Raw genomic sequence first — 26980 nt, 5'->3', positions numbered from 1 at the left:
CCCTGGCCGTGGGTTGGGCTGGCGGCGCGGGTGTCCGGAACAGCTGCGGGAAGCGCCAGGCCCGGCCAGGCGGCCGGGCCGGTGTAGTCGAGCTGCCCTTGGAGCGCGGGGATCGGCCCACTGCAGGCGGGAACGGCCGGTGACGACGAGAAGCAGTTCGGCATCAACCACACCACCCGCTGGATGAGGCGCTCCAGGTCACGGTGGGTGCGGTCACCGACGTCCTCGAACGTGTCCAGCAGGATCACCGGCATGACGCGCTGGTCCGCCGGGAGCTGAGCGAGCTCCCAGGCCAACAGGTGTGGGTAGAACGACAGTGCCTCCAGGTCCGGCTCAGCCTCCAGCAAGTTCGCCAGGCGCGTGCACCCGGCGAGCGCCCTTACGGTCTGCCGCCGCTCTCGCAGCGCCCCCGTGAGGGAGCCGCCCACCGCACCGACCGCTGTGCCGATGGTGCCCGGTAGCAGGAGCGCTTGGGCGACGTCCGCGAGAGCGGACTGCATCTGCTGGGGCATGGCCTTGCCGAACCGGGCGCCCAGGCCGCCGCGCCGCAGGTACTCCTCCAGGCTTTCGCCGGGGTGCTGGGTCTCCCAGTAGCGGCGCAGGGCGATGTCGAAGGCAGGCAGCGGTCGGCCCAGTTCGGCGAGCGCAGCGCGGATCGTGAGGACGATGTCCTCGAAGGACGTACCGGCGGACCGGGCGAGGTCGATGCGTACGGGCAGGATCCGCTCGCCTGGCCATGTCGGTTCGCCCCACTGCGTGGGCCGGTGTTCGGCGCCGGCGAGCGCGGATTCCAGCTTGCGGGACAGCGTCGTCTTGCCGATGCCGCCCACTCCGTGGAACACGAGCACGTTGTCGCGCGGGGCCTCGAGGTCCTCGACGTCGAAGGCCGGGGCGGCGGTGTGTCGCAGGTGACCGGTGAGCGCGACCGCAACGAGCTCCCACTGCAGTTGGCGGTTGGTGAACGCTTCCCCGGCCTCCAGCCGCCGGTCGTTCGTGCTGAACAGCGCCCTGAGATCCCGACCTGCCACGTCCAACCCCCGATTCGGTGATCACCTCTGGCCAACCTATGCCGGTACGCGGCCCCTTGGGGAAGCATCCCCCGGATGACGTTAGGCGCGAAGGAGCTGCGTACGTTCGGTCAGCACGTCGCGGCACTGTGCCACCCGAACCGGCCAGGGAGACAATGACCGTTTCCCACCAGGATCAACATGAAGAGGCCGTAGCACATGACCGACAGCCCCGACTTCTCCGGCCTGGACGGCGGCGAAGAGCAGGACGCGGCAGACACCGTCCGCGACGTGGTGACCTGGTACAGCACCCACATCGCGGCCGAACTGCGCACACCGGTGCCCGACGAAAAGCGGATCGAGGAGCTGAAGGCCAGCCGTCAGGCCGCGCTCGCCGACCAGGCGCAGCTGGCGGCCGCCGACCCGGAGGAGGCCGAGCGGATCGCCACTGTCTATGCGGCCCGGCTGAAGGAGCTCAAGGAGTCGTAACCCGAGGGCAGGCACCGTACCGGCAGGGGCCATAGGCGCGGGTGCGGCCGGTCGATGCGGGCCGGCTGCATCCGCGCGGGCATCAGCGGTCGCGCGAGCGCCGCGACCTCCTCCAGCTCCTGACGGTGCTGCGGAAGCGCCCGGCGCAGCGCCTGGTTGGGGCGGCACCCGGGCGGAGCTCCGCTTTGCTGCTCATCGACCCATGGAACCCCGGCGCTGACCTGCACAAAAGCGTGATCCGGGGTCCTTCCCGCCGGGCGGGAGGCCATCACCAGATCTTTACCGGAGCGTCCGCCAGGCGGGCCGCCGGGCCAGCCCGAGACGGTAAGCCACCGACGTGTGCATCCTGCCGCCCATGAACCCGAACCTCGTTCACGACGACCTCTGCCCGCTCTGCCGCCGACCACTCCGGACCGAGTACGGGCACACCCAGCGCTCCGCCCAGCAGGACCACCCGGCCCGTAGCTGGATCACAGGGCGCCGATGCTCCAGCTGCGAGGCCACCCGGCCCCAGCAGTTCTGGGACGTCATGCGCGCTCTCTACGAGAGCTGACCGTGCCGTGCGAATGCTGCGCCACGAGCACACGAGCCCCACCCGCAGCGAAAACGCGCACCAACCGACTCCACCGTCATCGACCGCACACCAACGCGCCACTCCGCCGACAACCCGCCACGACTGAGCACCAGTCACCTTGTCGGTGAAAAGCGGGTCGGTGGACGGCAGAGACCTCTGTGAGCGGTGCGGCGCGAGTGCGAACGCCCGCCAGATCCGCGAGATGCCCCCACCCCGCGCACTCAGCGGAAGGGACAAGCCGACTGTCACGGACTCGAGTTCACCGGCCGCCGTCGCCCGCACGAACACCTCGCCCGAGCCGGCGCCCGAGCCAGCGCCCGCGAGGGCGCCCGGCAGCCACCCCCACCCCACCCCCGGGCAGGCGCTTCGAGGTGACCCGACTCCAAGCCGTCGGTGGCCGCCGGCAACAAGGCGGCCACCGTGCCGGTCCCCTCCGGCACGGCGAACCCGATCCGCACCCCGCCCGAACCGGGCACACCGTCCAGCACCTGCCACCGCGTCAGCCGCGCCGGCCCCGCCGAAGAGCCCGTCGCCCCCGTGTCAGCGGGAGGGCTCGACTCCCCAGGCGGCGGCCCAGGCGGCGGCCGCCGCACGGTTGGGGAGGCCGAGCTTGGCGAGGATGTGCTCGATGTGCGTCCCCACGGTGCGCGGCGTGATGTACAGCCGCCCGGCGATCTCCCGGTTGGTGCGGCCGGCGGTCAGTTCGGCCAGCACCTGGAGCTCCCTTGGCGAGAGTCCGCCGGGCCGCCGCGCATCCAGGCCTCGCGTCTCCGCGGCGCGGCCGGCCGTGGCGGGGGCGTCCGGCGCAGGCCCTGCGTGGGCATCGACGGCCGCGGCGAGGGCCTCGGTGAGCAGGACGACCACGGCGCGCGCCGGATCGGGCGTGCGCCGGGGCCGGCGGGTGCTGACGTTCAGCATGCCGACGTACCGGCCATCGCCGGCGAACAGGCACTGGGCCACGCCGTCCTCGATGCCGAGGGGACGCAGCACCTTCTGGAAACCCGGGGACGCCGCCAGGAGCTGCCGGGGGACGTCCCCGAGCCAGAGACCGCCTCGGTCCGGGCTGCGGAGCACGGCGAACACCGGGTCGTGGTGCAGGCGGGTTTCGATGTAGGCCGTGGCGTCGTCCGGGTAGCTCCCGGCCAGGGTGGCGTGGCTGCGGCGCAGCGGATCCCACCGGGCCAGGGAGGCATGGTCGTACTCCATCACCTCCGACAGCGCCGCCAGGACCCTGTCAACGCCGGCCGCGCCGTTCGTGGCGCTCCTGGCGGCCTCACGGACGTGGACGGCCGCGTCCAGGATGTCTGCCGTGCTCCGCTCCGCTGCCATCCTCCAAGGATGATCATGTGCCGGGACTACGTCAATCGCGAAGGGCGTCGTGCACGACCTGCCCGCCCACGACGGTGAGGACGACGGGCATCTCCGGGATGTCGTGGGGGTCGGCGGTGAGCAGGTCCCCGTCGAGCACGCAGAGGTCGGCGGCCTTGCCCGGCTCCAGGGAGCCCTTCCAGTCGTCGGCGAAGTCCTGCCAGGCCGCGTCGATCGTGTACGTACGGATCGCCTCCGCCAGGCCGATGCGCTGCTCGGGGCCGCTGACCCGGCCGGCGGCCTTCGACTCGCGCAGCACCATGGTGGCGACGCCCTGACGCCAGTCCGGGTACGTGACGGGGGCGTCGGACCCGCTCGCGACCCGCACACCGGCGTCGATGGCATCGCGGTAGGGCCATGCGTACGCAGCCCGCCCGGCGCCGACGAACGCCTCCTCCATGTCGGCGACGGTCCACTTGATGGTGGGGTTCATGTTGACGCCGAAGCCGTGCTCGGCCAGCACTTTCATGCTGTGCGCGGTGAGGAAGTCGCCGTGGATGACGTAGTGGCGTGCGTCGGGCCGCGGGTGCTCGGCCATGGCCGCGGCGAAGGCGTCCACGACGGTGTCGATACCCCGGTCGCCAGTGACGTGTACACCCAGCTGGTACCCGGCGGCGTGGGCATGCCGGATCATGGCGTCGATCTCGCGAACCCGATCGGCGTCGGTCTCCCCGCCCACGCACAGGGAGCCGCAGCCGCCGCCGACGTACGGCTCGTGCATCCACGCCGTCTTGTTGGGGACGACGCCGTCGGCGAAGATCTTGACCCCGTGGATCGCGAGGCGGCGCGGATCGGCGTCGCCTGAGTCGGCGAGGGCGGTGAGGGTGCGGGCGAACTCCTCGGCGGTGCTCGCCATTCCGCTGGGCAGGAGCAGCACGCCGACGCGAGCGGTCAGTTCGCCGTCGGCCAGCAGCCGGCGGTAGACGTCGAGGGTCTCCGCGCCGAGCGCGCCCCGCATGATGCCGTCACCGCCGGGGCCGAGCCCGGGCTCGGTGTAGCTGGTCACGCCGAGTCGGGCGAGCGTGGCGAGGGCCGACCGGATCGCGTCGGTCCGTTCCTGCCGGCTGAGCGGTGGCAGCGCGTTCTGGACGAGGGCCTGGGCCCCCTCGTGGAGCAGCCCGGTCGGCTCCCCCGTTTCGTCCGCGACGATGGCCCCGCCGGACGGCGCGACGGTGTGCCGGTCGATCCCGATGAGCTCCAGCGCCTTGGAGTTGACCCAGGTGGCGTGCCCGGAGAAGGAGTACAGGACGACGGGGCTGTCCGGGCTCACGGCATCGAGGTCACGCCGCGAGGGCAGCCTCGACGGATCGAGGACGCACTCGTCGAGGTATCCGGTGTCCCAGCCGTGCCCCGTGATCCACTGCCCGTCCGGAACCCGCCCCGCGGCCTCCCGTACGGCCTCGGCCACGTCCGCGAGGGAGGACACGGCGGGATGACCGACGTCGAGAGAGAGCGGCGGCGTCGCCATACCGAAGGCACACCCGTGCAGGTGGGAATCGTTGATACCCGGAAGCAGCGTCGCCCCGCGCAGATCGATCACACGGGTACCGGGCCCGACAAGCGGCGCGACGTCGTCCCTCTCCCCGACGGCACTGATGACCCCTCCGGTCACCGCCAGGGCCGAGGCGACGGAGAACTCCGCGTCGACCGTGACCACCCGCCCACCGAGAAACACCAGATCCGCACACGCGTCCACAGAAGGTCCTTTCCACAACCGGGCAACCCACAGCCGCCCGCGAACACTCTCCCGAGGACTATGACCGCGCTGCCCTCCCCCGCACATCGGTCATCCCACCGATACGCGTTCCCGCACGGGCCGGCCGACCCCTTCCGCTCAGGGCCTTCCGCCCGGGCCCCGAGAGGGCACAAGGGCCAACCACGGTTCACCGTGGAAGACCGAAGCAGGCAACCAGGCCGTGACAGCGAAGCACGCGCGATCGCCGGAGGCCCGGCGCAGGCTCGGCCGCCGCACACGGAACCAGAACCGGCACAACACCACCCACCGGCACAACGACAAACAACCCCGCCACCGGCGGATGCGGACACCGCTCGACACCCACGCCTCCCCCGAGCCCGAAGGAGATCCGCAGGGCGCCGGCGGACGACCACGGCATCTCATCACCCAGGGCAGCGGACCGGAGCGTCGCTACTGCTCCCGCCGATGCGCGACCCGCGAGAGGGAGTCGCAGCCCATCGACGCTCCCACTCCGCCGAGCAGTCGAGCGAAGCGAAATAGCGCGCTACTTCCGACGCATCATCGCTCAGCCTTCGACGAGAAACGCTCGGCCTTTCACCGCGGCAGTTCGGTTCGGGACGCCGGCGGTCCGACGCGCTGCGATTCCAAGGACTGGATCGCGGGCGGCAGCGGTGCGCAGTGCACGATGTGGAGCCGGGAGACCGCTCGGGTGAGGGCCACGTACAGACGGTTCATTCCGCGGGGCTCGGCTTGGACGATGGCTGAGGGCTCGACCACCACGACGTGGTCGTACTCCAGTCCCTTGGCAGTGGAGGCCGGCACGACGGTGAGTCGGGCTCCAGGAGTCTCCGGTCCGGAGGCCGGGACCCCGGCCGCGGCGAGAGCACGGTGGAGCTTCGGCGCTTCGGCGTCGGCTGCGACGACGCCGATGGACCCTGCGTGCTCCAGCGCTGTGTTCACGGCCGCGACTGTCGCGGCGGTCGTGTCGGGAGTCGTCTCGATGCTCACCTCTCCGTCACGGCGCAAGGACCGGGCAGGTGGTACGTCCGCGTCGAGGTGGTGCAGCAGGCGGTTGGCGAGTTCGGCGACGGCGCCAGGGACGCGGAATCCCGTGGTGAGTGGAACGATGACGGCGTCCGGCTTCCCCAGGTGGGTCAGGAACTGCGGCCAGTCGCGTGCGGCCCAGGGGGCGGTGCCCTGGGCGAGGTCCCCGAGGACGGTGACGGATCCGAACGCTGACCGGCGGGCGACGGCGCGGCACTGCATGAGGGACAGGTCCTGCGCTTCGTCGATCACGACATGCCCGTAGCCGCCGGGGCGCTCGATCAGGCCGGCGAGTTCGTCGAGAAGGACGAGATCGGCCGCCGACCAGCGGGCCGACCTGGCGGAGCGCGGGGGTTCGGGCCGCAGGAGGGCCTTCTGCTCGTCCGCGTCCAGGACGCCTTCGGCAGCGGCGGACAACGTGGCCGGACGGGTGAGCAGGCCGACGAGGATTTCCTCGGGTTGCACGGCGGGCCAGAGGGTGTTGAGCAGGGTGGTGACCGGGCGTGCCCGGGAGACCTTCTGCACCCAGGCGCTGGTGCGGGGGCCGCAGCGGCGCTCGGCCTGGTGTCGAACGGCGCGGACGATGCGGGTACGGACACGTTCGCGCCCCACGGCGTAGGGGAGTTCCTCGGTACGCACGTCCCGGACGATCTTCTCCAGTTCGTCGGCGGGTACACGCCAGCGGTAGGAACCATCCGGCAGTACGAGCGGCTGCGTCGCCTCTGTGCTCACTCTCGCGTAGAGCGCGCGGCGCAGAACCTCTGCCATGCGGATGTCGTGCTTGACGATCGCCGTGGCGTCGCTGTCCCGTGCCGTGGCCGGGTGGCGGGCGATCTCGTCGTCGAGGGTGGACTGCCTCACACCGGACTCGCCGAGCGCGGGCAGGACTTCGGAGATATAGGAGAGGAAAGCGCGGTTGGGGCCAAGGATCAGCATGCCGCCGCGCTGGATGCGCTGCGGACAGGTGTAGAGGAGGTAGGCGGCGCGGTGCAGTCCGACCGCGGTCTTGCCCGTGCCAGGGGCGCCCTGGACACAGAGGGACGTGGTGAGGTCCTCACGTACGAGGTCGTCCTGCTCGGGCTGGATGGTGGCGGCGATGTCGCGCATGGGGCCGATGCGGGGGCGTTCGATCTCGTCGGCGACGATGCTGCTTTCCCGCGCCTCGCCCTCACCGAGGTGCTCGTCCTCCAGGCCGGTGAGGTCGGCCGAGTCGCCGCGGCCGGCAGGTGACCAGCCGAAGCGGCGCCGGACGGCGACGCCTTGAGGGTTGCGGGCGCTCGCCTGGTAGAAGGCGCGTGCCACGGGTGCGCGCCAGTCGACCACCAGCGGTGGGGCGGACGGATCGTGCGCGACGCGCACACGCCCGATGTGGTACTGCTGACCGGCGTGGTCACCGGCGGCCTGGGGGTCGCGGGCGAAGTCGAGGCGCCCGAAGAACAGCGGGCCCTCGGGCAGTTCCCGAAGTTCCCTGGCCCGGCTGCGCAACAGGTAACCGAGCACTTCCGCGTCGGCGCCGGACGCGGACGTGTCCTGGCCGACCACCACCTGCTCCTGCGCGCCGTCGACCATGGCCTTCAGCGCAGCTCGGCACGCGTCGTGGTGGGCACGTTCCCGGGTCAGGGCATCACTGAGTACGGAGTCGGAGCGTGACATCCCCCGAGAATAATGCAACCGAGTAACATTTTTAACCTGGTTTCCCTTACGGGTCAGGCTAGGTGCGGCAGTCCAGCCTCGAGTTGCGCGAAGGCCGACCGGGCGACTGCCACGGCCTCGGGGTAGAGCGCGTCCGCGCTACGGCCCGCGGTGATGTGGCGCCAGTTCTCCTGCGCGAGGACGCGCCGGACGGCGACGATCTGCCCGGCAGCCAGACGCGCCTGCACGCCACCGCCGGTTTCGTCGCCGAGAGCGTCGGCAAGAGCGGCCTCGTCGCGTTCCGTGTGAACGTGCAGGCGCGCCACCAGTGACGGCGTCCCGTACAGCAGCCGGTGGAAGGCAAGCACCTCGGCGTCATCGTTCAGGCCGGTCACCGGATCCCGCCGGGCGAGCCCGTCCAGGAAGTGACATCGCACCGCCTCCAGCGCGGAGGACCCGGCCGGGCGTTGTGCGACCACCCTGCCGGCCTCCCCCTCGTGGTCGGCCAGCCGGTGCAGAACCAGGTCCTCCTTGGCCGGGAAGTACCGGAAGAGCGTCGGCTTGGAGATGTCGACGGCCGCCGCGACATCAGCGACAGTCACCTGGTCAAAGCCCTTCTGCAGGAAGAGACCGATGGCCGTATCCGACAGCCGTCGATACATCTGCCGTTTCTTGCGCTCGCGCAGCCCGCCCACGTCACCCATACCAGGAAGCGTACGCAGCGATCACCCGCTCAGGGACTACCGGCCGTTCCCGCGCCGGGCACGGGCCGGCCTGCCCCGTCCGCGGGGAGGGTGACCTCGAAGCGGCAGCCCACCGCGGTGTTGCGGACCGAGGCGTGGCCGGTGTGGGCCTCGACGATGCCGCGGACGATGGCGAGTCCGAGACCCGCCCCGCTGTCTCCGTGCCGCTGCCCCACAGCGGTGGCGGTCGTCGTGCGGCAGGTCGCGTGCTCGGCAGTCGTCCCGGGATCGTTGATCGTCCGACTGGGCGGTGTACGGGCCTGGCCGCCGCGCCAGCCTGTGTCGAAGACGTGCGGCAGGTCCTGCTCCGCGATACCGCCACAGCCGTCCTCGACGCCGAGCACCACCTGGTCGTCCTTCAGGTGTGCGCTCACCGCGACGGTTCCGTCGGCCGGTGTCGCCCGGATGGCGTTGACCAGGAGGTTGCCGAGCACCCGCGTGATCGCCTGGGTGTCGGCCCGGACCGGGAGCGCCGCGACTCCGCCGTCCACCAGGCGAACCCTGCGTTCGTCGGCCAGCGGCCGGGCTGAGGCGAGGGCGTCGTCCACCAGGTCGTAGACCGACACCCGCGTCAGGACCAGTTCCAGGGAGCGTGCCTGGATGCGGGAGAGCTCGAAGAGGTCATCGACCATGCCGGAGAGCCGGTCGGCCTCGATGCGGATGCGTGTGTGGAAGCGGCCGGGATCGGGGGCCACGCCGTCCTCCAGCGCTTCCGCCATGGCGCGCAGCCCGGCGAGCGGGGTGCGCAGGTCGTGTGAGATCCAGGCGATCAGTTCCCTTCGTGAGGTGTCCAGCGACCTCTCGCGGTCCTGCGCGGCCCGCAGCCGGGTTCCGGCCGTCTCCAGGGCGGCGGCGAGTGCTGCGAGCTCGCTGGTGGGCGGGTCTGCCGGGGCCAGGAAGCCGGGCTCGCCGCCGACGGTGGTCACAGCCATCGCCAGTTCACGGCTGCCCGCGGCGATCCGGCGCCCGAAGAGCAGTGCGGCTCCGAGGGAGAACGTCCCCGAGACGGCGACCACGATGAGGACCACGTGGAAGTCGTGGCCCGACAGGAACATCTCCAGCGCCACCGCGACCGTGCCGGCCGCCATCGCGACGACGGCGAGCGCGGCGACCGCGAACATCGCCAGGACGACGGAGCGGCCCCGCAGCCAGGTGACGACGGGAGCCGCGAGCAGCCCGGCGAACAGAGCGCCCAGAGCGGCCAGGGCGACGATGATCAACATATCGATCACGGCTGGAGGTCCTTGCGGTCGGCATCGCCCTCGGGCGGGTCGAAGCGGTATCCGGCGCTCCACACCGTGCTGATGAGCTTCGGCGCGGCTGGATCGTCCTCGATCTTCTCGCGCAGCCGTCGGACATGCACGGTCACGGTCGACACGTCGCCGAACTCCCACCCCCATACATGCCGCAGCAGCTCCTCCCGGGAGAAGACGCGCCCCGGATTGCGCAGCAGAAAGGCCAGCAGGTCGAACTCGCGGGCGGTCAGGGGCAGTTCACGTCCACCACGTTGCGCTCGCCGTGCGCCCGGGCTGGCTACGATGTCACCGGCCCGCAGCGCGGCCGAGGTGGCAGAGGGCGGCGGGGCCTCGGCGCGGCGCAGTACCGAGGTCACGCGCAGCACCAGTTCGCGGGGGCTGAACGGCTTGGTCATGTAGTCGTCCGCACCCAGCTCCAGCCCCAGGATCCGGTCCGCCTCCGCACCGCGCGCTGTCAGCATCACCACCGGTACCGGAGGTCCCTGGCAGGCACGCAGTCTGCGGCACACCTCCAGGCCGTCCAGGCCGGGCAGCATCAGGTCGAGGACGACCAACTGCGGTCGCAGGGCCGCGAAGGCCTCCAGGGCGGCAAGGCCGTCATGGGCGTGCTCGACTTGATAGCCGGCGCGGGCGAGGTAACCGGTGACGACCTCGGCGACCGTCGGATCGTCCTCGACGACCAGGACTCGGCGGGCAGGAGCAGGAGCAGGGCGGTCAGTCATGGAGTCAGCCCTTGACCGGAGCAAGACCGGCAGCACCGAAGGAGACCGCGAACCGCTCGCACCAGATGACGGCACTCCGGAACCGGGACAGGTCAGTGCCGGCCGGGACGGCGTAGTTCTGGTTTCCCAGGTTGCCCTTGAGCTTCCCGAGCGCGACGTCCCCGTCCCCGAGCCCCCCTTCCACCGCGGCGGGGTCCCGGGTCGAGAGGTAGACCCGCACGTCCGGCCCCTGCGAGGACTTGAGGTCCTCGATCCGCAGCACCTGGCTGCCGTCCGCGAGCCGGACCGTGCGGGCAGTGCCGCTGGTGTCGTGCTCATGGGACACGAAGCGGCCTTCGGCAAGGTCCACCGGGCCCGTGTCCCTCGCCGGCGGCTCCCCACCGTTCATGCCGGCCGTGTCCTTCACCGCCGGTTCACCGCTCGGCGCAGAGGCGGAGACGCCGGGCAGCGCCTCGTCCACGGTGGTGTCCGTGAACGCCTTCCACGGCTGGAAATAGAAGAGCCCGACACCGGCGACGACCGTCAGGACGAGCAGGACGGGCAGGACGGTACGGCGGGACGAACGAGACACCAAGACCTCCGGAAGGCAACGAGTGGACCGGCCGCGGCCGGCCGGTCCCATCATGCGTCCACCCAAGCCGCCCTCGGCCCGCCACGTACTGACGGAGCTCCCCCGTCAGACTCTCGTAATAGGGCTCCCGGCTTCACGGACCTCGGGTTTCGCAAGGATCGAGGTGGTTCCGCAGGGTACGTCCGTGCGCCGATGCCCCACACGGAACCGAGCCAGGTGAGCGCTCTTTCAGGTCAGGCCGGGGTGAGCTGCTTCCGTACCGGGGCCTGGGTGCCGTGGCGGTCTCGTGGGTCTGGACGTGGACTCCGTCGGTGAACAAGGAGATTCACCGCCACACCGACGTGGCCGGCGTCTTCCCCGACCACACCACCGTGACCCGTGACCCGCCCGACCGGCGCGGTCCTGACCGAACAGAACGACGAGTGTGCCGAGGCCCCCCGTTGCACGGACCGCGAACTCCTCTCCAAGACCCGCCTCCACCCCGTCGAGTCAGTAACCGACAAACACCACCCTGCCCACCGACCCCACCGCACAGCCCCACAACGAGACCACCGAGTGACCGCCGGCTCACCACTCCGACGGACGTGCCCCGGCGCCACCCACTCAACCGGTCAAAGTGCCCTGGTGGAAGTACATCCGCCAGCCCGTTGCCGTCAGACGCCACAAAGAGCTCCGCCATGCCCGACGGCCCTGGTTGTCGGCGAAGTACGTCAGATGGACGATGCCCGGAGCGAGCACCACTCCGGACATTTCGCTGACCTCGACCGGCGACTCCGGGGACACCGAGCCGCCGCTCGTCACCGTGAGGACCGACTCCACATCCCACCGGCGCCCAGAAGCCCCGATCTCGGCGAACTCCGGATCCAGAAGCTCCAGGACACGGGCCGGGGAAGCACGCACCTCGGGATCGAGAAGCCGCATCTCGCCATCGACGGCCGCCTGCACGGCCCGCTCACTCTCATCCGTCATGCGTGAAGCCTACGGACGCTGCTTGCCGATGCACACTGGCTGCCCGGCCGTGCGCGGTCGACGGGGCCCGGCCCGCTCTTGGGCCCCGTCGGGCAGCCCGCACGTGCGAGGAGTCGATCACCGCCCGCTCCCAGTCCAGCTGGTGCCTCGACCGCAGCTTCTCCAGCAGCAGCACGTGCAGCCGGTCCCGGACGCCGGCCTCGTTCCAGGACGCCAGGCGCCGGCGGCAGGTCATGCCCGAGAAGACGGCCATGCTCCTTGAGGACCGTCATCCCTCGCTCCCATCCGATCCGCTCGGCGATCACGGTGGCGGGCATCGTCGGGGTCTCCCTGAGCAGCTCACGGATCTGCACCTCGACCGCGTCGACCACCGAGCCGTTGGCCGGCCGCTCGTACTTCGGCGTCCGGTCACTCGCCAGTGCACGCTTCACCGTGTTCTTCGAGATGCCCAGATGCCGGGCGATCGCCCGGATCGGCATCTGCTCGGCCCGGTGCAGCCTGCGGATCTCTGCCCAGTCCTCCACGCGGATCACCCTTCCCTCCTGACCTTCCGATCAAGATCAGGTTCAGGCGAAGACCACCGAGAGGGTCACTTTTGATCCGCCGTCAGAGGGCCAGAATTCAGGCGTCGCCGAGAGTTGACAAGCCTCGCGGCCAGGGCATAGCGGACGCGGTGGCCGGACATGGCCGCGGCGGTGCCCAGGCCGATCAGCAGGTGGCACTTGTCAGGTCCGGAGTCCCCGATCAGGCAGAGCGGCTCGCCCTTCTTGCCCCATTCGCAGGTGGCGAGCTCCGCCGGGAACGGTGGGCCGACATCCACGAAGCGTTCCTCAGGCTCGTCTATTGCCTGATCACCCATCGACAACTTGGCGCCTTGTGCTGACCATAGGCGACTGACGAGCTGCCTCCGCTCACTGCAACGGGTCCGACTCCAAGAAGGTACGCATCTCGATGGCAAGACTGCGCATGTCTTCTCCAGGAGCATGGATCGTCGTCATCTCGAAACGCCACTCGTCGTCGGGGAGACGGTCGTGCAGCCCCCACGTCAACCGGACGTGTGATCCTGCGTGCTCGGCAGCCAGCGTCAAGCCGTCGTCAAGAGAGCGCCAGGCCTTGGTGCCGTTCCATCCTCGGAACTCTTCTGCCAGTTCGGCAAGGAAGACGTCAAGGCCGTCACCTTCCCAGGTCCTCACCATGACCTCGATCCGCGCGGACTCACCTCGAGCTGTCACGAGGAAGTCGCGCATCGGGTCATCACGCTCTTCCGGGAAGGAACGTGTCAACTGGTGGAAGCGCAGGCTGATCGCTCGATACCGGTCACCTCCGACGCGGACAACCGGGTTGGTCTCGTCTTCCTCCATCACGTGTGCAGGCTACGGGTACGGGATTCCCTGTGACCAGGAGTTTGTCCCTCCTGCCTGACATCGGTCTTCGGAGGAAGACGAACGCAGCTTCGACGCGGTCGTCCCGTTAGGAGCTGTGAAGCCACCAGGGCGTGCCGGCCCTGACTGACCTGGCCTCGGGGGCAGGTGACCTGTCGGCGGTCGAAGTCGATGTGGAAGTTCAACCGGCCTCCGCGCGCTTGTGCTGCCATCGACCTTGAGTGCCGGCTCCGACCAGTGGCTGCGCTCCGGTCACGGAGAACGCGGGCCGCCACTGGTAGTCGCCCGCCGGACCATGGCCACCACCGGCGCAGAGACGGAAGGCATCCCCGAACACCCTGGCGGCCGACGCCAACACCGCGGCCCGAACTCGGTGTGCCGGCGCCCCTCGTATCGCACCGGCCGCCCTCGTTCCAGCTGAGGTGCACCGGGATTCAGATACCGAGCGCGTCGAACAGTGCGTGTACCACGCGGTTGACGCCGCCCGGGCCGGTCAGCAGAGCCTTGTCGTCCCGGTTGGTGAGGAACCCGCACTCGGCGATGAACGCCCGCTGGTTACCGGCCTCGACGGCTTTTCGGGTGCCGTAGTACTTTTTCAGGTTCTCGGTGTAATTGTCGTCCCGAAACCCGCCCGACCAGCCGTGCTGTTCGTAGGCGTGTTTCCATGCCTGAGCGAGAGACTGCCCTGCGGCGTTGCGGTAGCCGACGCTCGCCCCCCGCGCGTTCTGATGGGTCGAGCCGTCACAGTGGAAGGCGACGAACGCGTCGCCGGCGTACTTCTCCAAGGGCTCGTCGGCCTTGATGACCCGCAGGTGCCAAAGCTCCCGGCCCGGTGGACCGGGCTTTCCGAGTTCCTCGGCACAGGCATCGGCCACCGCTTTCACAAACGCCTGTTCCCCTGGTGTGCCGGTGGCGCCCGATGTACGGAAGCAATGACCCATCTGCACCACGAGGATCCGTGCGGTCGGTCTCTTCTCCTCGTCCTGAGACCATGGCGGGGCATCGGACTCCTCGGCCGTGGCGTGGACAGGAGCGGCTGCGGCGTCGGGGAGGGACGGGTCGTTTTCCGGGCCGCCTTCGGCCTCGGCGTTGGGTTCGTTCTCGTGAGTCACGTGGTCTCCTGCTGAGGTGTTTCGTTCCGCGGTGGCGTAACTGGGGACGGCTGGCGTTGTGAGGCCTTCACCCCGTACCTGCGCCGTCAGGCCGACCTCATCGATCTTCTCCCGGTGTGTCTCCGGCACCGTGCCGGTGCCGGAGACACACCGGGGAGTGACTGCTCGCCCGTGACCGTCGGCCTGGCCCGGCCCGGTCTGTCGGGGTGCGTGGCGGGCTTTTCGATCACCGTCACACCGTCCGCACCGCACCGCAACACGGCGCCGTCCATCGTGAGCCCGGTTCAAAAGCGTCGCCGGCCTGCGCGGGCGCGGCTTCGCCCGGAGGTTCATGGCCGCCCCTCCTGTGCGGACGACCGGCACCCGGCCGAGCGCACCCGCGGCCCTTTCGTTCAGGGCAAGGACGCCGGGGCGTGAGCCGCCGTCCGGGCGGTGCCCGGCCCCGCTCTTCGCGGCGACCAGATGTGGGTACAGCGTCTTCGGCCTGCGCGGCGAGCCCCGACGTGGACCGGTGGGGCACCACCTCGCCGACACCTCCGTCGCCACCACACGACTGTGGGACGCGAGGTGCACCCCCGACCGGCGTCGACTCCGTTGTTCTCCCCGGACAGGCAAAGGCGAAAGTTTCGACGTTGGCTCCGAAACGGAGGACTCCGCCGGAACTTAATGGCCCGTCGACCACGGGGTCAATACCCGCGCACGCAGCGGGTCCAAGAGCCATCAGGCTTTCGGAATGTTTCGGTTCCGGACTCCTTGACGTGTCGGAAGTCGGCTGCCTAACGTCGTCGTCGCTTCATGAGAGCCACGCGTGAACGCGCCTTTTCGGAATGCCTCGTCGTCGTGCCCGGCTGTGCGGTTCACGGAGCTGCCCCGCTGACGGTCGGCGCCATGAAGGGACGGCACCACCGTGCGAAGAACGTCATGGATCAGCACCCTCGCCTCCGTGGGAGTACTCGTGGTCGCGCTGATGACCGCCACCTCCACGGGCGGCGCGTCGAGCCTGCCGGGCGCGGCATCGCCAGGGCGGCACTGGGTGAACACCTGGGCGGCGATGCCGCAGTTGACGGAGCCCGGCAACATGCCACCGGCGCCGTTCACCCAGGAGAAGGCCGTCCTCGTGGACAGCACCCTGCGCCAGACGGTGCGGGTCACGGTCGGCGGGGAGCGGATCCGGCTGCGCTTCTCCAACGCCTTCGGCGGCGCTCCGCTGCCGCTCACCTCGGTGTCGGTGGCACGCCCGGACGGCGGCCGGGCCGGGGTCGCCGGGATCGAGCCCGGCTCCGCCCACCCGGTCACCTTCCAGGGCGCCGGGTCGACGATCGTGCCGGTGGGCGCGCAGGCGGTGTCCGATCCCCTGCCGTTCCGCGTGGCAGCGGGGAGCAACCTGACGGTGACGATGTATCTGGCCGAGGGGCAGGCGTCCCTCGACATCACCTCGCATCCCGGGTCGAGGACCACGTCCCACCTACTGGCCGGCCGGCACGTCGACGCCGTGGACCTGCCCGGGGCGACGCCCACCGACCACTGGTACTTCCTCAGCGGGGTCGAGACGTGGGCGCCGGCGCGTGCGGACGCGGTCGCGGTCGTCGGTGACTCACTGACCGACGGGCGGGGTTCGACCACCAACGGGAACGACCGGTGGCCCGACCAGTTCTTCGACCGTCTGCTGTCGCGGCCCGGCGGCACGGTGGACACCGCCGTCCTCAACCAGGCGGCGGGCGGCAACCGCGTACTGGACGACGGTCTCGGCCCGAACCTGCTCGCCCGCCTCGACCGCGACGTACTGGCCCAGAGCGGTGTGAAGTGGCTCGTCGTCTTCGAGGGGATCAACGACATCGGCACGGCGCCGGCCACGCCCACCGCGCAGAAGGACGTCGCGGCGCGGCTGATCGCCGCGTACGAGCAGATCGTCGTCCGCGCGCACGCCCAGGGCATCAAGGTGTACGGGGCGACCCTGCTGCCGTTCGGCGGCAACGAGCTGTACGACGACACGGCGGGTCTGCGGGAGGAGTCCCGGCGGACGGTGAACGCGTGGATCCGTGACAGCGGCCGCTTCGACGCGGTGATCGACTTCGACGCGGCGGTGCGGGCGCCCGACGCTCCGGAACGGCTGCTGCCCGCCGCCGACGTGGGCGACCACCTGCATCTGAACCCGTACGGCTACCGGGCACTGGCCGACGCGGTGCCCGTCCGACTGTTCCGATAGCCGCGCGGACAGGCGACGCGTCGCGCGCGCTCCCCCCACACCTCCGCCCCGCCCCACCCCACCCGCCCACCCCCGCCCCCGTTCCTTCCGTTCCGGAGGTCGAGTTCATGAGCAGGTCTTCCGAAGGCGGCACCCCCGCTTCCCCGTCCCTCCGCCGGCGTACGGTGCTGGCGGCGGCCGTGGCCACCGCGATGGCCGCCGGTGCCGTCCCCTCCTCCGCGACGGCCGCCGTCCCGGCCTCGCCGTTCGGGTCGGGTGCCGCCGCCGGGAGACCGGGGTCCGAGTCCGGCCCGTATCGCCGGTTCGTGTCCTTCGTCCCCGTCAAGAACGCCTTTCCGCTGGTGGCAGGCGGCCGGGCAGCGCCACTCGTGGCCGACGAAGGCGATCACCCGGGCGTGGTGCGGGTCGTCGGGGATCTGCGCACGGACATCGGCCGGGTGACCGGCACCGAGCCCGCCGTCACGCACGACCTGCGGAAGGCAGGGGCCCGCGACATCGTGCTGGTGGGCACGCTGGGCCGCAGTCCGCTGATCGACGGCCTGGTAGAAGCCGGGAAGCTCGACGTGTCCGGTGTCGCGGGGAAGTGGGAGACGTCCCTCCAGCAGGTCGTGCGCGACCCGCTGCCGGGTGTGCGGCGCGCCCTCGTCGTCGCGGGCAGCGACCAGCGCGGAACGATCTTCGGGGCGTACGAGGTGTCGCGGCAGATCGGAGTGTCGCCCTGGCACTTCTGGGACGATGTGCCGCCGCACCGCCACGACGAGCTGTACGTGCTGCCGGGCCGCCACACGCAGGGCACCCCGGCGGTGAAGTACCGCGGCTTCTTCATCAATGACGAGAACCCGGCACTCGGGACCTGGGCCCCGGCGTACTTCGGCCCCGGCCTGGCGCCCGGGTACCCGAACGGCTTCAACAGCAAGTTCTGGGAGAAGGTCTTCGAGGTCATGCTGCGGCTGAAGGCCAACTACCTGTGGCCCGCCGTGTGGGGCCGGGCCTTCGCCGAGGACGATCCGGAGAACCACGCGACCGCCAAACGCTACGGCGTTGTCATGGGGACTTCCCACGAGGCGCCGATGATGCGGGGCATCGAGGAGTGGAACCGCCACGCCGTCGCCGCGCAGCGCGACGCCGCCGGCGACATCACCGTCCCTGGGCATGACCCGTACGGCGGCACCGGCGAGTGGAGTTACCGCCGCAACCGCGCCGCCATCGAGGCGTACTGGCGCGACGGTGTCCGCCGCATGGTGGAGCAGGGCTTCGAGGGCGTCGTCACCCTCGGCATGCGCGGCAACGGTGACGTCAGCCTGCCCGACGGCGACGGCATCGAGCTGATGGAGTCCATCCTCGCTGCCCAGCGCCGCATCCTCGCCGAGGAGGCCGGGGCCGACCGGCTCACCGAGATCCCGCAGGTGCAGACGCTCTACAAGGAAGTCCAGCGGTACTGGGCCGAGGGCCTGCGCCCGCCCGAGGACGTCACGGTGATCTTCTGCGACGACAACTGGGGCAACCTGCGCAAGCTCCCGGACCGGTCGATGGAGCCGCGCGCGGGCGGCTACGGGATCTACTACCACTTCGACTACGTCGGCGGCGGCCGCAACTACAAGTGGGTCGACACCGTCAACCTCGTCTCCACCTGGGAACAACTCCACCTCGCCTCCACGTACGGCGTGGACCGGCTGTGGGTGGTCAACGTCGGCGACATGAAGAACCACGAGCTGCCCCTTCAGTTCTTCCTGGACTACGCCTGGGACCCTGACCGCTGGCCGCTGGAACGCCTCCCGGAGTGGGAACGGGAGTATGCGGAGGAGAACTTCGGCCCCCGGTACGCCGCCGCGATCGCCGACGTGCTGCACGCGTACGGTGTGCTCCAGGCCCGCCGCAAGCCCGAACTGCTGAACCGCCGGATCACCCTGGACCCGGCGAAGGAGCCGGCCACCGACTCCTCGGCGGTGGTCTACGACGACCGGCAGAGCCCGTACCACCTCAATCACTACCGGGAGTTGGAGCGCGTCACCGGCGAGTGGCGGCAACTGGCGGCGCGCGCCGAGCGGATCGGGGCGCGGCTCCCGGCCGAGCGGCGGGACGCGTTCTTCCAGATCGTGCTCTACCAGGTCAAGGCGACGGCGAACCTGTACGCGCTGCGCGAGGCGGAGTTCACCAACCTCCATTACGCGGCACAGGGCCGGGCGGGGACGAACGCCCTGGCGGACACCACCGCCGCGCGTTTCGCCGACGACCGGGCGCTGTCGGACCACTACAACAACGAGTTGGCCGGGGGGAAGTGGAAGGGCTTCCAGACCCAGCCGAAGATCGGTTACGGGGATGTCGCGCGGTACGGTCCGGACGCGCCCTGGCAGCAGCCGCAGACACCGAACCATGTGGCGCTGCCCGACGAGGTGTTCCCGGCGGTCAAGCGCGTCGAGGTGCCGGCGGGGGCGGAGATGGGCGTCGGGATCGACGGCTCGGACGCGTGGTGGCCCGCCTCGGACACACCCGCGGTGCTGCCCGCGCTGAGCCCGTACCGGACCGCGCCCGACCCTTACGTCGAGGTGTTCAACCGCGGGCGGGAGGCGTTCGCGTACCGGATCGAGTCACCGGTGCCCTGGCTGACGGTCGAGCCCGCGCGGGGCCGGGTGACGGACCAGGTACGCGCGACGGTACGGGTGGACTGGCTCCGGGCGCCGCACGGCACCACCGAGGTGCCGCTGACGGTGCACGGGCCGGGCGGCACCACGGTACGGGTGACGGCGCGGGCGGAGAACCCGCGGCTCGGGGTGCGCGAAGGGCGCCGGGGGTTCGTGGAGGCGTCGGGATACATCGCGATGGAGGCGGCACACGCCACCCGGACGGTGCAGACCGGTGGGGTGACCTGGCGGGAACTCCCGGACATCGGGCGGACGGGGTCCGGCATGACGCCGTGGCCGGTGACGGCACCGAGCCGCACCCCGGGCGGAAACAGCCCGCGACTGGAGTACGAGGTGACACTGACGACGGACCCGGGAACGGTGCGGGTGCTGGTGTACCTGTCACCGCGCAACAACGTGCTGCCGACGGAGGGCCAGCGGTACGCGGTGTCGTTCGACGACGCGACGCCCCGGACGGTGAACGTCACCCGGGTGACGGGCGCCGACGACACCTCGATGAACAAGCAGTGGGAACGGAACACCTCGGACAACACCAACCTGACCGTCACCGAGCACCCCCTCTCCGGCCCCGGCACCCACACCCTGAAACTCTGGATGGTCGACCCGACGGTGATCGTCCAGAGACTCGTGATCGACACAGGCGGCCTGGAGCCGAGCTATCTGGGCCCCCCGGAAAGCCACCGGGCCGATCGCACGGCGAGGCCGACGCGGACGGCCTGACGTCCGCCGGCTCGCCCAGCCCGGGCAGGCAGGCGACCTCACAGCCAGCCTCCCGGGCGACGCGGACGAGCGGCAGCAAGGCGCTCGGTGGCGGAGCACGTCAGCGCGGAGCGGTCAGTCCACCACGCGCAGTACCAGCCGCACCACGCTCATGACTCCTCGCCCGATCCACCCGAGCAGCCCTGTCTCCACGGCCAGCTCGGCAGCGTCCGCGGCCGCATCCCCCCGGTCCGACCGGGAAGAGCACCGGGAACAGGAACGAGGCCAACGGCGCTTCTGCGCACCGCACTTCCTACACATCACCATGGCCTCATTCTCTCCTTGCCTCCGGACCGCCCGTACACGCCCCACCCGCCCGCCCGTCCGCCTTCCTCGGCCGCAGTCGCGTGGGCGGTGGCGAACTCCGCCATGCCGTCATGGGTTCACGGACTGCGCCCGGGCTGCGGTTGCCGCTACAGGGTGATGACGATCTTCCCCTGGGTGTGGCCGCGTTCGGCATCCCGGTGCGCTTCGGCGATCTCGTCCAGCGAGTAGGTTGCGGCGAGGTGGGGCGTGAACCTGCCCCGGCTGCCCAGTGCTGCACCCTCCGCGAGCACCGTGGCGTCGTTCTCCGCGTAGAGGTGCCGTACTCCGAGTTGGCCCGCGCGTGCCGCGTCGGCGACCGTCACGACGCGGTCCGCGTCGCCGGTGATGGCGACGAGGTCGGGGAGCGAGCCGGAGGCGGCCATGTCGAGCGCGGCGTCCACTCCCGCTGGGGCGAGTTCGCGGACTCGATCGGCCAGCCCTCGGCCGTAGGTGGTGGGCAGGGCCCCCAGCGTGCACAGATAGGCGTGCTTGCCCGTGCTCGACGTGCCGATGACGGTGGCTCCGCGGGCCACCGCCATGGCGACGGCGGCGCTGCCCACTCCACCGGCTGCTCCTTCGATCAACAGCGTGCGGCCGGACAGGTCGCCGAGCGCGTTGAGCCCCCGGCCCGCGGTGGCGACGGCCAGCCCGGCCCCGGCGGCCTGTTCCAGCGTCCACGGTTCCGGCACCGGGGCCCAGGCGGTCAGGGTGGCGTACTGCGCGGTCGCTCCGAATATGCCGCCGAGGCCGAATACCCGGTCACCGACGGTGACGCCGGTGACGCCTTCGCCGACCTCGTCCACCACACCGGCGGCGTCGCGACCGGGGATCGCCGGGAAGTCGACCGGGAAGTGCGCGCGGACTTCCCCCGAGCGCAGCTTCCAGTCGACCGGGTTGACGCTGGCCGCGGTGACCTGGATACGGATCTCACCGGGACCGGCGTGCGGCTCCGGGACGTCCTCGATGACGAGTACGTCGGCGGGGCCGTAGTCGTGGTAGCGGGCAGCACGCATCATACTCCTCGGTCGACATTGCTTGCTTCGGAAACTAACTTAGAGTGTAAAGCTTTCCGCGGCAAGTACCTGAGAGTCACTTACCATGGAAAGTGTTTTCGCGCTACGATCGCGCGTGTGGAAGCGAATCACGAGCTTGTCCCGGCCGAGGCGGAGACGTGGGAGTCGCTGCTGTCGGTGCTCCTCTGGCTTCCGGCAGCGCTGGACGGACGGCTCAAGCAGCAGGGACTGAGCCATCACGAATTCCTGATCCTGTGGTGCCTGACGCAGCACCGGGGCCGCACGCACACCATGAGTTCACTCGCCGAGCTGTCCCGGGTCACCCCGTCACACCTGTCCCGTATCGCGTCCCGGCTGGAGCGACAGGGCTGGCTCGTGCGCGAGCAGGACCCCTCGGACGCCCGCGTCACGGTCGCATCGCTGACGGAGGCGGGGTCGCTGAAGTACGCCCAGGCGGCGCCCGGCTACTACGCGGCCCTGCGCGAGCACCTCTTCGGCCGGCTCACCGAGGAACAGGCCAGACAACTCGGCGGGATCGCTGCGCGCATCGCACAGTCCCTCGATCCCCGCGCAGGCTGAGTCAGTCAATGGGCTCCGCCGCCGTGGGTACCGACGGCCCCGCCCACCTGGGCGAGCTCGTGGAGCCCGGGACGGCGGCGCGTGCGTCTTCCCGGCCGTGGGCCAGGGCGATCCGCGACGCCAAGGCGTCCTCCGGCATCCGGGGATCGGCGGATGTCACAGGCCGGCCGACGGAGGCGGAGAGGTGAGCGGCTGCCCCCAGACGCGGAGCACCTGGTGGTCGGTGTATGCGTACACCAGGCGGTAGGCGGAGGCCGCGTCCGGGCTGTGGCGCAGTTCTTCGAGGTAGTGGTGGGCTTCCTGCTCGCTCTGGCGGGGCGTCCCGCACATCTGCCAGGCCTGCCCGTTCCACATCTCCGGGATCCAGCGTTTCCTCGGCTCGGGCTGATCGGAACGGATGCCGTACTGGCTCTGCACCCTGAGGGGCGCCGCCTCGTCCCCGGACGCAGGCGCAGGGCTGTCTCCTGAGCGTGGCCTGGGAGTGCGCAGGCCGGCCCGCCGACGGGTCTCACACAGCAGGCACCCGTCGAAGGCGTCGGGATCGACCGGGCCCGTGGGGTGCTCAGGACAGCGTGTGGTGGGCTTGGGCGTACTGATGGCGTCGTTCAGCAGGGCCAGCGATCGCTCGAGGTCCTGCCGTATCTCTTCCACGTGGGGGATGGTGTCTGCGTTGTCGAGGCGTTGCCCGTGCTCCCCCGCGACGCGCAGGGACCGGCCCAGTGCAACGAGTTGGGCGTGATTCACGGCTGCCTCCTCCGGGAGCGGCCGGGCCGGCGCACCGGCTCGCTCTCTCCATGCATGCTCGCGCTCTTCACAGGCTGCGGGTCAGGTGTAGCCGCATCGCCCGCCACAGTTCACCGGCACCTCGGCTGGTGTCGGGACGGCTGCGGTGCAGGCCGGGACAGCAGGCGTCGTGCGCGACTTTCGCACTGCCGTAGTCACGGTGATGTGGACCGGGCCACGCGATGCCACCAACGAGATGGTAGACCTCGGTGTCGGCGAAGAGTCTGGCCGGGTAGTCACCGGGCACCAGAGCGATCCACGCCTGCTCCACCCCGGGCTCCCCGCCCTCGAGGACGCGGACCGGGTCGGGACCGGCCTGGGGCCGGTAGATGTTGACACCGTCGAAGTCCATGGTGCGGTGACGGTGCGTCGCCACAGTGCAGCGCGGGCACGGGACCGTCAGCTTTCGCCCCCACGCCGGCATCGGCTCTACCGGTTCCTGCCGAGAAGGTGCCCTCACGTCCGCTCAGCCTCCCAGGTGTGCAGACCCGCGCCCCGCCACGGCATGGCCACGTAACGGTGACGAGGACAACTCTCAGAATAACGCCACAGACTGACGGGCCGACAGCTGTCAGCGAGCACGTCCAACGGCGCGACCTGCCGCCGCTGGCACAAGGCCTGCGGCCGTAGAGCCTGGTGCCGGGTGGCAGGCAGCACATGGAGGCGGCGCTGCGTGACCGCGCCGAAGACGGTGACCGTGGCGCCCTGTACGTCCTTGTTCGACTGATGTGCGAGACGGGTCGGGTCCGAGAAGCCCAGGAGGTAGTCCAGGACATCGGCCCGGAGGGCCAGTACGCCCACGAGATTGTGGCCAGGGAGTGCTGGCCACAGGTGTCCGGCCATGACTTTCTCGTAAAGCTGCCGGTGTCGACCTCGGTGAGAATGTCGATCGAGCTTGACCAGGCGTTTCAGCTTGGCGCGGGTGCCTTCGACGTTCTTCGGCAGCAGTTCGCGGCCCGGGGCTTGGCAGACACCCCTGGCAGACAACGTTCGCCCCGCCCGCCGTGACCGGTCAGTGGCAGGGATGACACGGGGGGACGGGGGGCGGGGGCGAGGCACGGTCTCGTGTGCGGGAGCGCGCTCAGCCGGGTGTCTCTTGCCCCCGGCTCTCACTCGAAGTCACGGGCAGCGGTGAGGCCTTCGACGAACGAACGGAAGTCCGGGGCGAGGACCAGTTCCGTGTCGAGGTCCGCCTCGAACCAGGTGACGGGCGGTTCCCCGTGTCGGCCGCAGGCCCGGTAGTCGAGCCCGATCCAGCACGGACCGTCACCCGAGACCAGAACCACCGCGGCGGGCAGCCCCCATTCCTCGACCAGGTACGGGCTGTCGAGCAGGGACATCGCTCCCTCGCGACGGCCGATGCCCATCACGCTGTCGAACGGGACGTGGTCGGCGCTCCAAGAGGTCGGCCGGCTCGTGGGGAAGGCATTGCGGCCGGCCGCGACCTGGCCCCCGTTTCGGTGGCGCAGCAGGTCGAGCAGGGAATTGGGGAGCGCGACGTTCAGCAGCCGCTGGGCCTCCGCAACCACCTGGTCGGTCAGGGCCGGCTGCACTGCGTACTCACTGCTGGTGTCCCAGAGGGAACGCTGCAGATCCTCAAAGCGTGTCACGAGCAGCATCGTAGGAGCCACGCCCCGCGGTTGCCTCCCCACCAGAGATCAACTATTGGCGGCTTCTGGGCTCACCTCGGCGATCCTCCTTCCGGGCCGTCGGTCCTCGTCGCCGGCCGCCTGACACACGCGTCGGTCGTCGTCCATTGGGGGGACCGTCGCTCTGTCGGGCGTCATGGGCGCGTGGCGGGGAGGGTTCCTCCGGGCGCGGTTGTTTCACTGGGGAGCAGGCCGGTCGTGAGGACCGAGCGCAGAGTCGCCCGCATGTCCGGAGGTCCGGTTGGAACCCCTGATCGCTCTGCTCGTCGGCTTCGGCCTGGCGCGGCTGGCCGGTGTGGCGGGAGTGGACGTGCTCGACGCCTGGCTGCCCTCGTTGCGGGTCGGGCTGGCGGTGATGTTCCTGTTCACCGGCTTCGCGCACTTCCACCACCGCCTGCGGGCGGAAATCGTCGACATGGTGCCACCGGTTCTGCCACGGCCCGATCTGCTGGTGACGCTCACCGGCGTCCTGCAGATCGTCGGGGCGGTCGGCCTGCTGATCCCGGCCACGGCGCTGTGGGCGGCGGTCTGCCTGATTCTGCTCCTCATCGTCCAGTATCCGGCCAACGTCTCCGCCGCCAAGCGCGGCACCAGTCAAGGGGACCCCATCGTCATGCGCACCGTTTACCAGCTCGTCTACATCGGCGCGTTGGCGCTGACGTTGATCTGACTGGCCCGGCAGGGGAAGGCGAAGTGAGTCGAGGCGATACATATGACGTCGCGATCGTGGGCTCTGGCGCGGCCGGGCTGTGTGCGGCGCTGACCGCCGCGGTGGCGGGCGCTTCGGTGGTGGTGCTGGAGGGCAGCGACCGGTGGGGCGGCGCCACCGCTGTCTCGGCGGGCCAGGTGTGGGCGCCGGGCAACCACCACATGCCCGAGGTGGGGGTCACCGACGCCCCCGAGGAGGCCCTGGCCTATGTGTGCGACCGCACTCGAGGGCGCGACCGGAGTCTCGTCACCGCGTTCGTGCACGCCGCACCCCGGATGGTCCGGTTCGTGGAGGAGCACTCACCGATCCGCTTCACGCCTACCACCCTGGCCGACACCTTCACCGAAGCGCCCGGCTGGCGACCGCGCGGCCGCAACATCGAAGTCGCCCCGGTCGGTCTGGGTGACCTGGGTGATCCGGCGGACCTCTTCTGGCCACCCCCTTTCTTCTCACCGGTCTTCACCAACGAGGAGATCACCCGGCTCCACCTGGTGACCGGCGGATCACCCCCTGCCGACCTGATCGAGGAGCGCGCCACGGCCGGACGGGCGACCTTGGGCCAGGGACTGGTGGCCGGTTTGCTCCATGCCTGCCGTTCCGCCGGCGTCCGCCTGCTCAACCGGCACCAGGTCACCGCTCTCACCACGACCGGTGAGCAGGGCAGGGTGACGGTCACAGGGGTCCGGGTGGAGGGCCGGCGCGCCTTCCCGGCACGGGCCGTGGTACTGGCCTGCGGCGGCTTCGAACACGACGCCGGCCTGCGCGAGAATCTGCTGGACGGTTCTTACGCCCACCCCGTCACGCCTCCCGTCGGCCGCGGCGACGCCCTGAGGCTGGCGGCCGAGGCGGGCGCGGCACTCGCCCACACGGGTGAGTGCTGGTCATGGCCGGTCATCCAACACCCCGGTGCCGCCTGGCCGGACGGGACGCCCCGGCCGGAACTGGTGATCGCCGAGCGCATGCTTCCGCACGTCATCTGGGTCAACTCCGCCGGCCGTCGCTTCGTCAACGAGTCCAGCCACAATGCCGCCCTCGCCTTCGCCGAGACCGACCCCAACACCGGACACCCCCGCAACGTGCCGGCCTGGGCCATTGCCGACGCCCAGTACCGCGCCCGCTACCCCTTCGCCGGCGCCCGCCCCGGACAGCCGCTGCCCCCGCACGCCGTCCAGGCGGTTACCCCGGCCGAACTCGCCGAACGCACAGGCATCGACGCTGCGGCGCTTCAACACGTTCGCCGCGCAGGGCCTCGACCCCGACTACGGCAGAGGTGCCACGGTCTACGACCGCGAAGGCGGGGACCCTGCCGCGCCCCACCCGAATCTCGGCACGGTCATCGAACCGCCGCTGTGCGCCGTGCCGGTCCTGGCCGGCTCGGTCGGCACCAAAGGCGGTCCTCTCACCGACGCGCGTGCCCGGGTCCTGCGCTGGAACGGCACGCCCGTACCGGGCCTGCACGCGGCGGGAAACGCCATGGCCGCCGTGATCGGCCCCGGCATCATCTCCCCGGGCGCGACCATCGGCTCCGCCCTCACCTGGGGCTGGATCGCCGGCACCACCGCGGCGGAGAGCAGATCACCACTGAACCGCTCCGGGCCTGATGGGGGCTCGACTCCCTGAGCGGATCGAGTCATGCCCCGCCCGTCCCCTTACCCGAAACGCGGGGGGGCGGGGAGAAGGGTGGGCGGAACCCGGCTGCCCCCAGCGTTGGAGGGTTGTCCGCGTGAAAAAAACCCACACAAGGTACTCCCCGCTTTGCTTTACGTGAC

At 70.6% G+C, this 26980-nt stretch carries 21 protein-coding genes and 6 pseudogenes; 10 read left to right on the top strand and 17 right to left on the bottom strand.

The genetic code is table 11. The annotated features are described in order from the left end of the window. Positions 1-1028, bottom strand: a pseudogene (locus tag ACZ7G3_RS35355) (ATP/GTP-binding protein); the annotation flags it as partial. Between the two features lie 198 nt (positions 1029-1226). Between ACZ7G3_RS35355 and ACZ7G3_RS35350 the strand changes: the two are divergent. Together ACZ7G3_RS35350 and ACZ7G3_RS35345 are read left to right on the top strand one after the other, a co-directional pair. Then, complete coding sequence (locus ACZ7G3_RS35350; protein ID WP_470930761.1) at positions 1227-1496, top strand: hypothetical protein; 270 nt, start codon at positions 1227-1229, stop codon at positions 1494-1496. Positions 1497-1851: 355 nt separating this feature from the next. Then, a complete protein-coding gene (locus ACZ7G3_RS35345; protein WP_426603602.1) occupies positions 1852-2049 on the top strand; it encodes a hypothetical protein in 198 nt (65 codons plus the stop codon). Between the two features lie 561 nt (positions 2050-2610). Here ACZ7G3_RS35345 and ACZ7G3_RS35340 read toward each other — a convergent pair. Together ACZ7G3_RS35340 and ACZ7G3_RS35335 are read right to left on the bottom strand one after the other, a co-directional pair. Then, positions 2611-3399, bottom strand: a complete 789-nt coding sequence (locus ACZ7G3_RS35340) for a helix-turn-helix transcriptional regulator (protein ID WP_470930759.1) — start codon at positions 3397-3399, stop codon at positions 2611-2613. A 31-nt stretch (positions 3400-3430) separates the two neighbouring features. Further along, positions 3431-5134: an amidohydrolase gene (locus tag ACZ7G3_RS35335; RefSeq protein WP_470930757.1), complete on the bottom strand. Its 1704-nt coding sequence runs from the start codon at positions 5132-5134 to the stop codon at positions 3431-3433. A 421-nt stretch (positions 5135-5555) separates the two neighbouring features. Between ACZ7G3_RS35335 and ACZ7G3_RS35330 the strand changes: the two are divergent. Then, positions 5556-5674, top strand: a pseudogene (locus ACZ7G3_RS35330) (CGNR zinc finger domain-containing protein); the annotation flags it as partial. 54 nt (positions 5675-5728) lie between these two features. On the opposite strand, the gene ACZ7G3_RS35325 reads toward ACZ7G3_RS35330, so the two are convergent. From ACZ7G3_RS35325 to ACZ7G3_RS35305, 5 genes are read right to left on the bottom strand one after another with little or no spacing between them, the layout of a single operon-like run. Continuing rightward, positions 5729-7831 carry a HelD family protein gene (locus ACZ7G3_RS35325; protein WP_470930755.1) on the bottom strand — a complete coding sequence of 701 codons (2103 nt, stop codon included), beginning with the start codon at positions 7829-7831 and terminating at the stop codon, positions 5729-5731. A gap of 53 nt (positions 7832-7884) precedes the next feature. Beyond that, positions 7885-8514 (bottom strand): TetR family transcriptional regulator, encoded by a 630-nt coding sequence (locus ACZ7G3_RS35320; RefSeq protein ID WP_470930753.1) that lies wholly within the window; start codon positions 8512-8514, stop codon positions 7885-7887. A gap of 29 nt (positions 8515-8543) precedes the next feature. After that, on the bottom strand, positions 8544-9785 hold the full coding sequence (locus ACZ7G3_RS35315) for a sensor histidine kinase (protein WP_470930751.1): 1242 nt from the start codon (positions 9783-9785) through the stop codon (positions 8544-8546). Then, a complete protein-coding gene (locus ACZ7G3_RS35310; RefSeq protein WP_470930749.1) occupies positions 9782-10531 on the bottom strand; it encodes a response regulator transcription factor in 750 nt (249 codons plus the stop codon). The genes ACZ7G3_RS35315 and ACZ7G3_RS35310 overlap by 4 nt, the downstream gene beginning before the upstream one ends. A gap of 4 nt (positions 10532-10535) precedes the next feature. Continuing rightward, positions 10536-11102, bottom strand: coding sequence for a DM13 domain-containing protein (locus ACZ7G3_RS35305; protein WP_470930747.1), 567 nt, complete (start codon positions 11100-11102; stop codon positions 10536-10538). A 311-nt stretch (positions 11103-11413) separates the two neighbouring features. Here ACZ7G3_RS35305 and ACZ7G3_RS35300 point away from each other — a divergent pair. Next, positions 11414-11661, top strand: a pseudogene (locus ACZ7G3_RS35300) (hypothetical protein); the annotation flags it as partial. A gap of 44 nt (positions 11662-11705) precedes the next feature. Here the strand turns inward: ACZ7G3_RS35300 and ACZ7G3_RS35295 are convergent. The 5 genes and pseudogenes from ACZ7G3_RS35295 to ACZ7G3_RS35275 all read right to left on the bottom strand — a co-directional run bounded on the left by ACZ7G3_RS35295 (position 11706) and on the right by ACZ7G3_RS35275 (position 14565). Further along, positions 11706-12071 carry a nuclear transport factor 2 family protein gene (locus tag ACZ7G3_RS35295; protein ID WP_470930745.1) on the bottom strand — a complete coding sequence of 122 codons (366 nt, stop codon included), beginning with the start codon at positions 12069-12071 and terminating at the stop codon, positions 11706-11708. 277 nt (positions 12072-12348) lie between these two features. Further along, positions 12349-12604: pseudogene (locus tag ACZ7G3_RS35290) on the bottom strand (helix-turn-helix domain-containing protein); the annotation flags it as partial. 104 nt (positions 12605-12708) lie between these two features. Further along, positions 12709-12861: pseudogene (locus ACZ7G3_RS35285) on the bottom strand (ATP-binding protein); the annotation flags it as partial. Positions 12862-12982: 121 nt separating this feature from the next. Continuing rightward, the gene (locus tag ACZ7G3_RS35280; RefSeq protein ID WP_470930767.1) at positions 12983-13432 is read right to left on the bottom strand and encodes a DUF6228 family protein; all 450 of its coding nucleotides are present in this window, start codon (positions 13430-13432) and stop codon (positions 12983-12985) included. A gap of 455 nt (positions 13433-13887) precedes the next feature. After that, positions 13888-14565 carry an N-acetylmuramoyl-L-alanine amidase gene (locus ACZ7G3_RS35275; RefSeq protein ID WP_470930743.1) on the bottom strand — a complete coding sequence of 226 codons (678 nt, stop codon included), beginning with the start codon at positions 14563-14565 and terminating at the stop codon, positions 13888-13890. A gap of 967 nt (positions 14566-15532) precedes the next feature. On the opposite strand from ACZ7G3_RS35275, the gene ACZ7G3_RS35270 reads away from it, so the two are divergent. After that, on the top strand, positions 15533-16771 hold the full coding sequence (locus ACZ7G3_RS35270) for an SGNH/GDSL hydrolase family protein (RefSeq protein ID WP_470930765.1): 1239 nt from the start codon (positions 15533-15535) through the stop codon (positions 16769-16771). Positions 16772-16878: 107 nt separating this feature from the next. After that, on the top strand, positions 16879-20133 hold the full coding sequence (locus ACZ7G3_RS35265) for a glycosyl hydrolase 115 family protein (RefSeq protein ID WP_470930741.1): 3255 nt from the start codon (positions 16879-16881) through the stop codon (positions 20131-20133). A gap of 452 nt (positions 20134-20585) precedes the next feature. Here ACZ7G3_RS35265 and ACZ7G3_RS35260 read toward each other — a convergent pair whose 3' ends face one another. Continuing rightward, entirely contained in the window at positions 20586-21491 is a 906-nt protein-coding gene (locus ACZ7G3_RS35260; protein WP_470930763.1) for an NADP-dependent oxidoreductase, read from the bottom strand. Between the two features lie 117 nt (positions 21492-21608). Here ACZ7G3_RS35260 and ACZ7G3_RS35255 point away from each other — a divergent pair, with 117 nt between their 5' ends. Then, entirely contained in the window at positions 21609-22070 is a 462-nt protein-coding gene (locus ACZ7G3_RS35255) for a MarR family winged helix-turn-helix transcriptional regulator (RefSeq protein ID WP_426599135.1), read from the top strand. Positions 22071-22226: 156 nt separating this feature from the next. On the opposite strand, the gene ACZ7G3_RS35250 is transcribed toward ACZ7G3_RS35255, so the two are convergent. Together ACZ7G3_RS35250 and ACZ7G3_RS35245 are read right to left on the bottom strand one after the other, a co-directional pair. After that, entirely contained in the window at positions 22227-22814 is a 588-nt protein-coding gene (locus ACZ7G3_RS35250) for a hypothetical protein (protein WP_470930739.1), read from the bottom strand. 67 nt (positions 22815-22881) lie between these two features. Continuing rightward, the gene (locus ACZ7G3_RS35245; RefSeq protein ID WP_470930737.1) at positions 22882-23205 is read right to left on the bottom strand and encodes a hypothetical protein; all 324 of its coding nucleotides are present in this window, start codon (positions 23203-23205) and stop codon (positions 22882-22884) included. Positions 23206-23510: 305 nt separating this feature from the next. Here ACZ7G3_RS35245 and ACZ7G3_RS35240 point away from each other — a divergent pair, with 305 nt between their 5' ends. Next, on the top strand, positions 23511-23861 hold the full coding sequence (locus tag ACZ7G3_RS35240; RefSeq protein ID WP_470930735.1) for a hypothetical protein: 351 nt from the start codon (positions 23511-23513) through the stop codon (positions 23859-23861). A 101-nt stretch (positions 23862-23962) separates the two neighbouring features. Here ACZ7G3_RS35240 and ACZ7G3_RS35235 read toward each other — a convergent pair whose 3' ends face one another. Then, positions 23963-24463: an SMI1/KNR4 family protein gene (locus ACZ7G3_RS35235; protein ID WP_470930733.1), complete on the bottom strand. Its 501-nt coding sequence runs from the start codon at positions 24461-24463 to the stop codon at positions 23963-23965. Positions 24464-24743: 280 nt separating this feature from the next. Here ACZ7G3_RS35235 and ACZ7G3_RS35230 point away from each other — a divergent pair, with 280 nt between their 5' ends. Continuing rightward, a complete protein-coding gene (locus ACZ7G3_RS35230; RefSeq protein WP_426599131.1) occupies positions 24744-25172 on the top strand; it encodes a DoxX family protein in 429 nt (142 codons plus the stop codon). 23 nt (positions 25173-25195) lie between these two features. Further along, a pseudogene (locus tag ACZ7G3_RS35225) lies at positions 25196-26831 on the top strand (FAD-dependent oxidoreductase). Positions 26832-26980: the final 149 nt, after the last annotated feature.

This window comes from Streptomyces sp. NPDC037271 (assembly GCF_055603605.1).
The sequence above is the reverse complement of the archived record's forward strand: the minus strand, read 5'-3'. Positions and strand labels throughout refer to the sequence as shown.

Coding starts and splice junctions, on each gene's coding strand:
- ACZ7G3_RS35270 (WP_470930765.1), top strand. CDS start 15,533: ATGACCGCCACCTCCACGGGCGGCGCGTCGAGCCTGCCGGGCGCGGCA.
- ACZ7G3_RS35265 (WP_470930741.1), top strand. CDS start 16,879: ATGAGCAGGTCTTCCGAAGGCGGCACCCCCGCTTCCCCGTCCCTCCGC.
- ACZ7G3_RS35295 (WP_470930745.1), bottom strand. CDS start 12,071: ATGACGGATGAGAGTGAGCGGGCCGTGCAGGCGGCCGTCGATGGCGAG.
- ACZ7G3_RS35240 (WP_470930735.1), top strand. CDS start 23,511: ATGGAGGCGGCGCTGCGTGACCGCGCCGAAGACGGTGACCGTGGCGCC.
- ACZ7G3_RS35345 (WP_426603602.1), top strand. CDS start 1,852: ATGAACCCGAACCTCGTTCACGACGACCTCTGCCCGCTCTGCCGCCGA.
- ACZ7G3_RS35260 (WP_470930763.1), bottom strand. CDS start 21,491: ATGCGTGCTGCCCGCTACCACGACTACGGCCCCGCCGACGTACTCGTC.
- ACZ7G3_RS35280 (WP_470930767.1), bottom strand. CDS start 13,432: ATGGAGGAAGACGAGACCAACCCGGTTGTCCGCGTCGGAGGTGACCGG.
- ACZ7G3_RS35310 (WP_470930749.1), bottom strand. CDS start 10,531: ATGACTGACCGCCCTGCTCCTGCTCCTGCCCGCCGAGTCCTGGTCGTC.
- ACZ7G3_RS35245 (WP_470930737.1), bottom strand. CDS start 23,205: ATGGACTTCGACGGTGTCAACATCTACCGGCCCCAGGCCGGTCCCGAC.
- ACZ7G3_RS35320 (WP_470930753.1), bottom strand. CDS start 8,514: ATGGGTGACGTGGGCGGGCTGCGCGAGCGCAAGAAACGGCAGATGTAT.
- ACZ7G3_RS35325 (WP_470930755.1), bottom strand. CDS start 7,831: ATGTCACGCTCCGACTCCGTACTCAGTGATGCCCTGACCCGGGAACGT.
- ACZ7G3_RS35340 (WP_470930759.1), bottom strand. CDS start 3,399: ATGGCAGCGGAGCGGAGCACGGCAGACATCCTGGACGCGGCCGTCCAC.
- ACZ7G3_RS35350 (WP_470930761.1), top strand. CDS start 1,227: ATGACCGACAGCCCCGACTTCTCCGGCCTGGACGGCGGCGAAGAGCAG.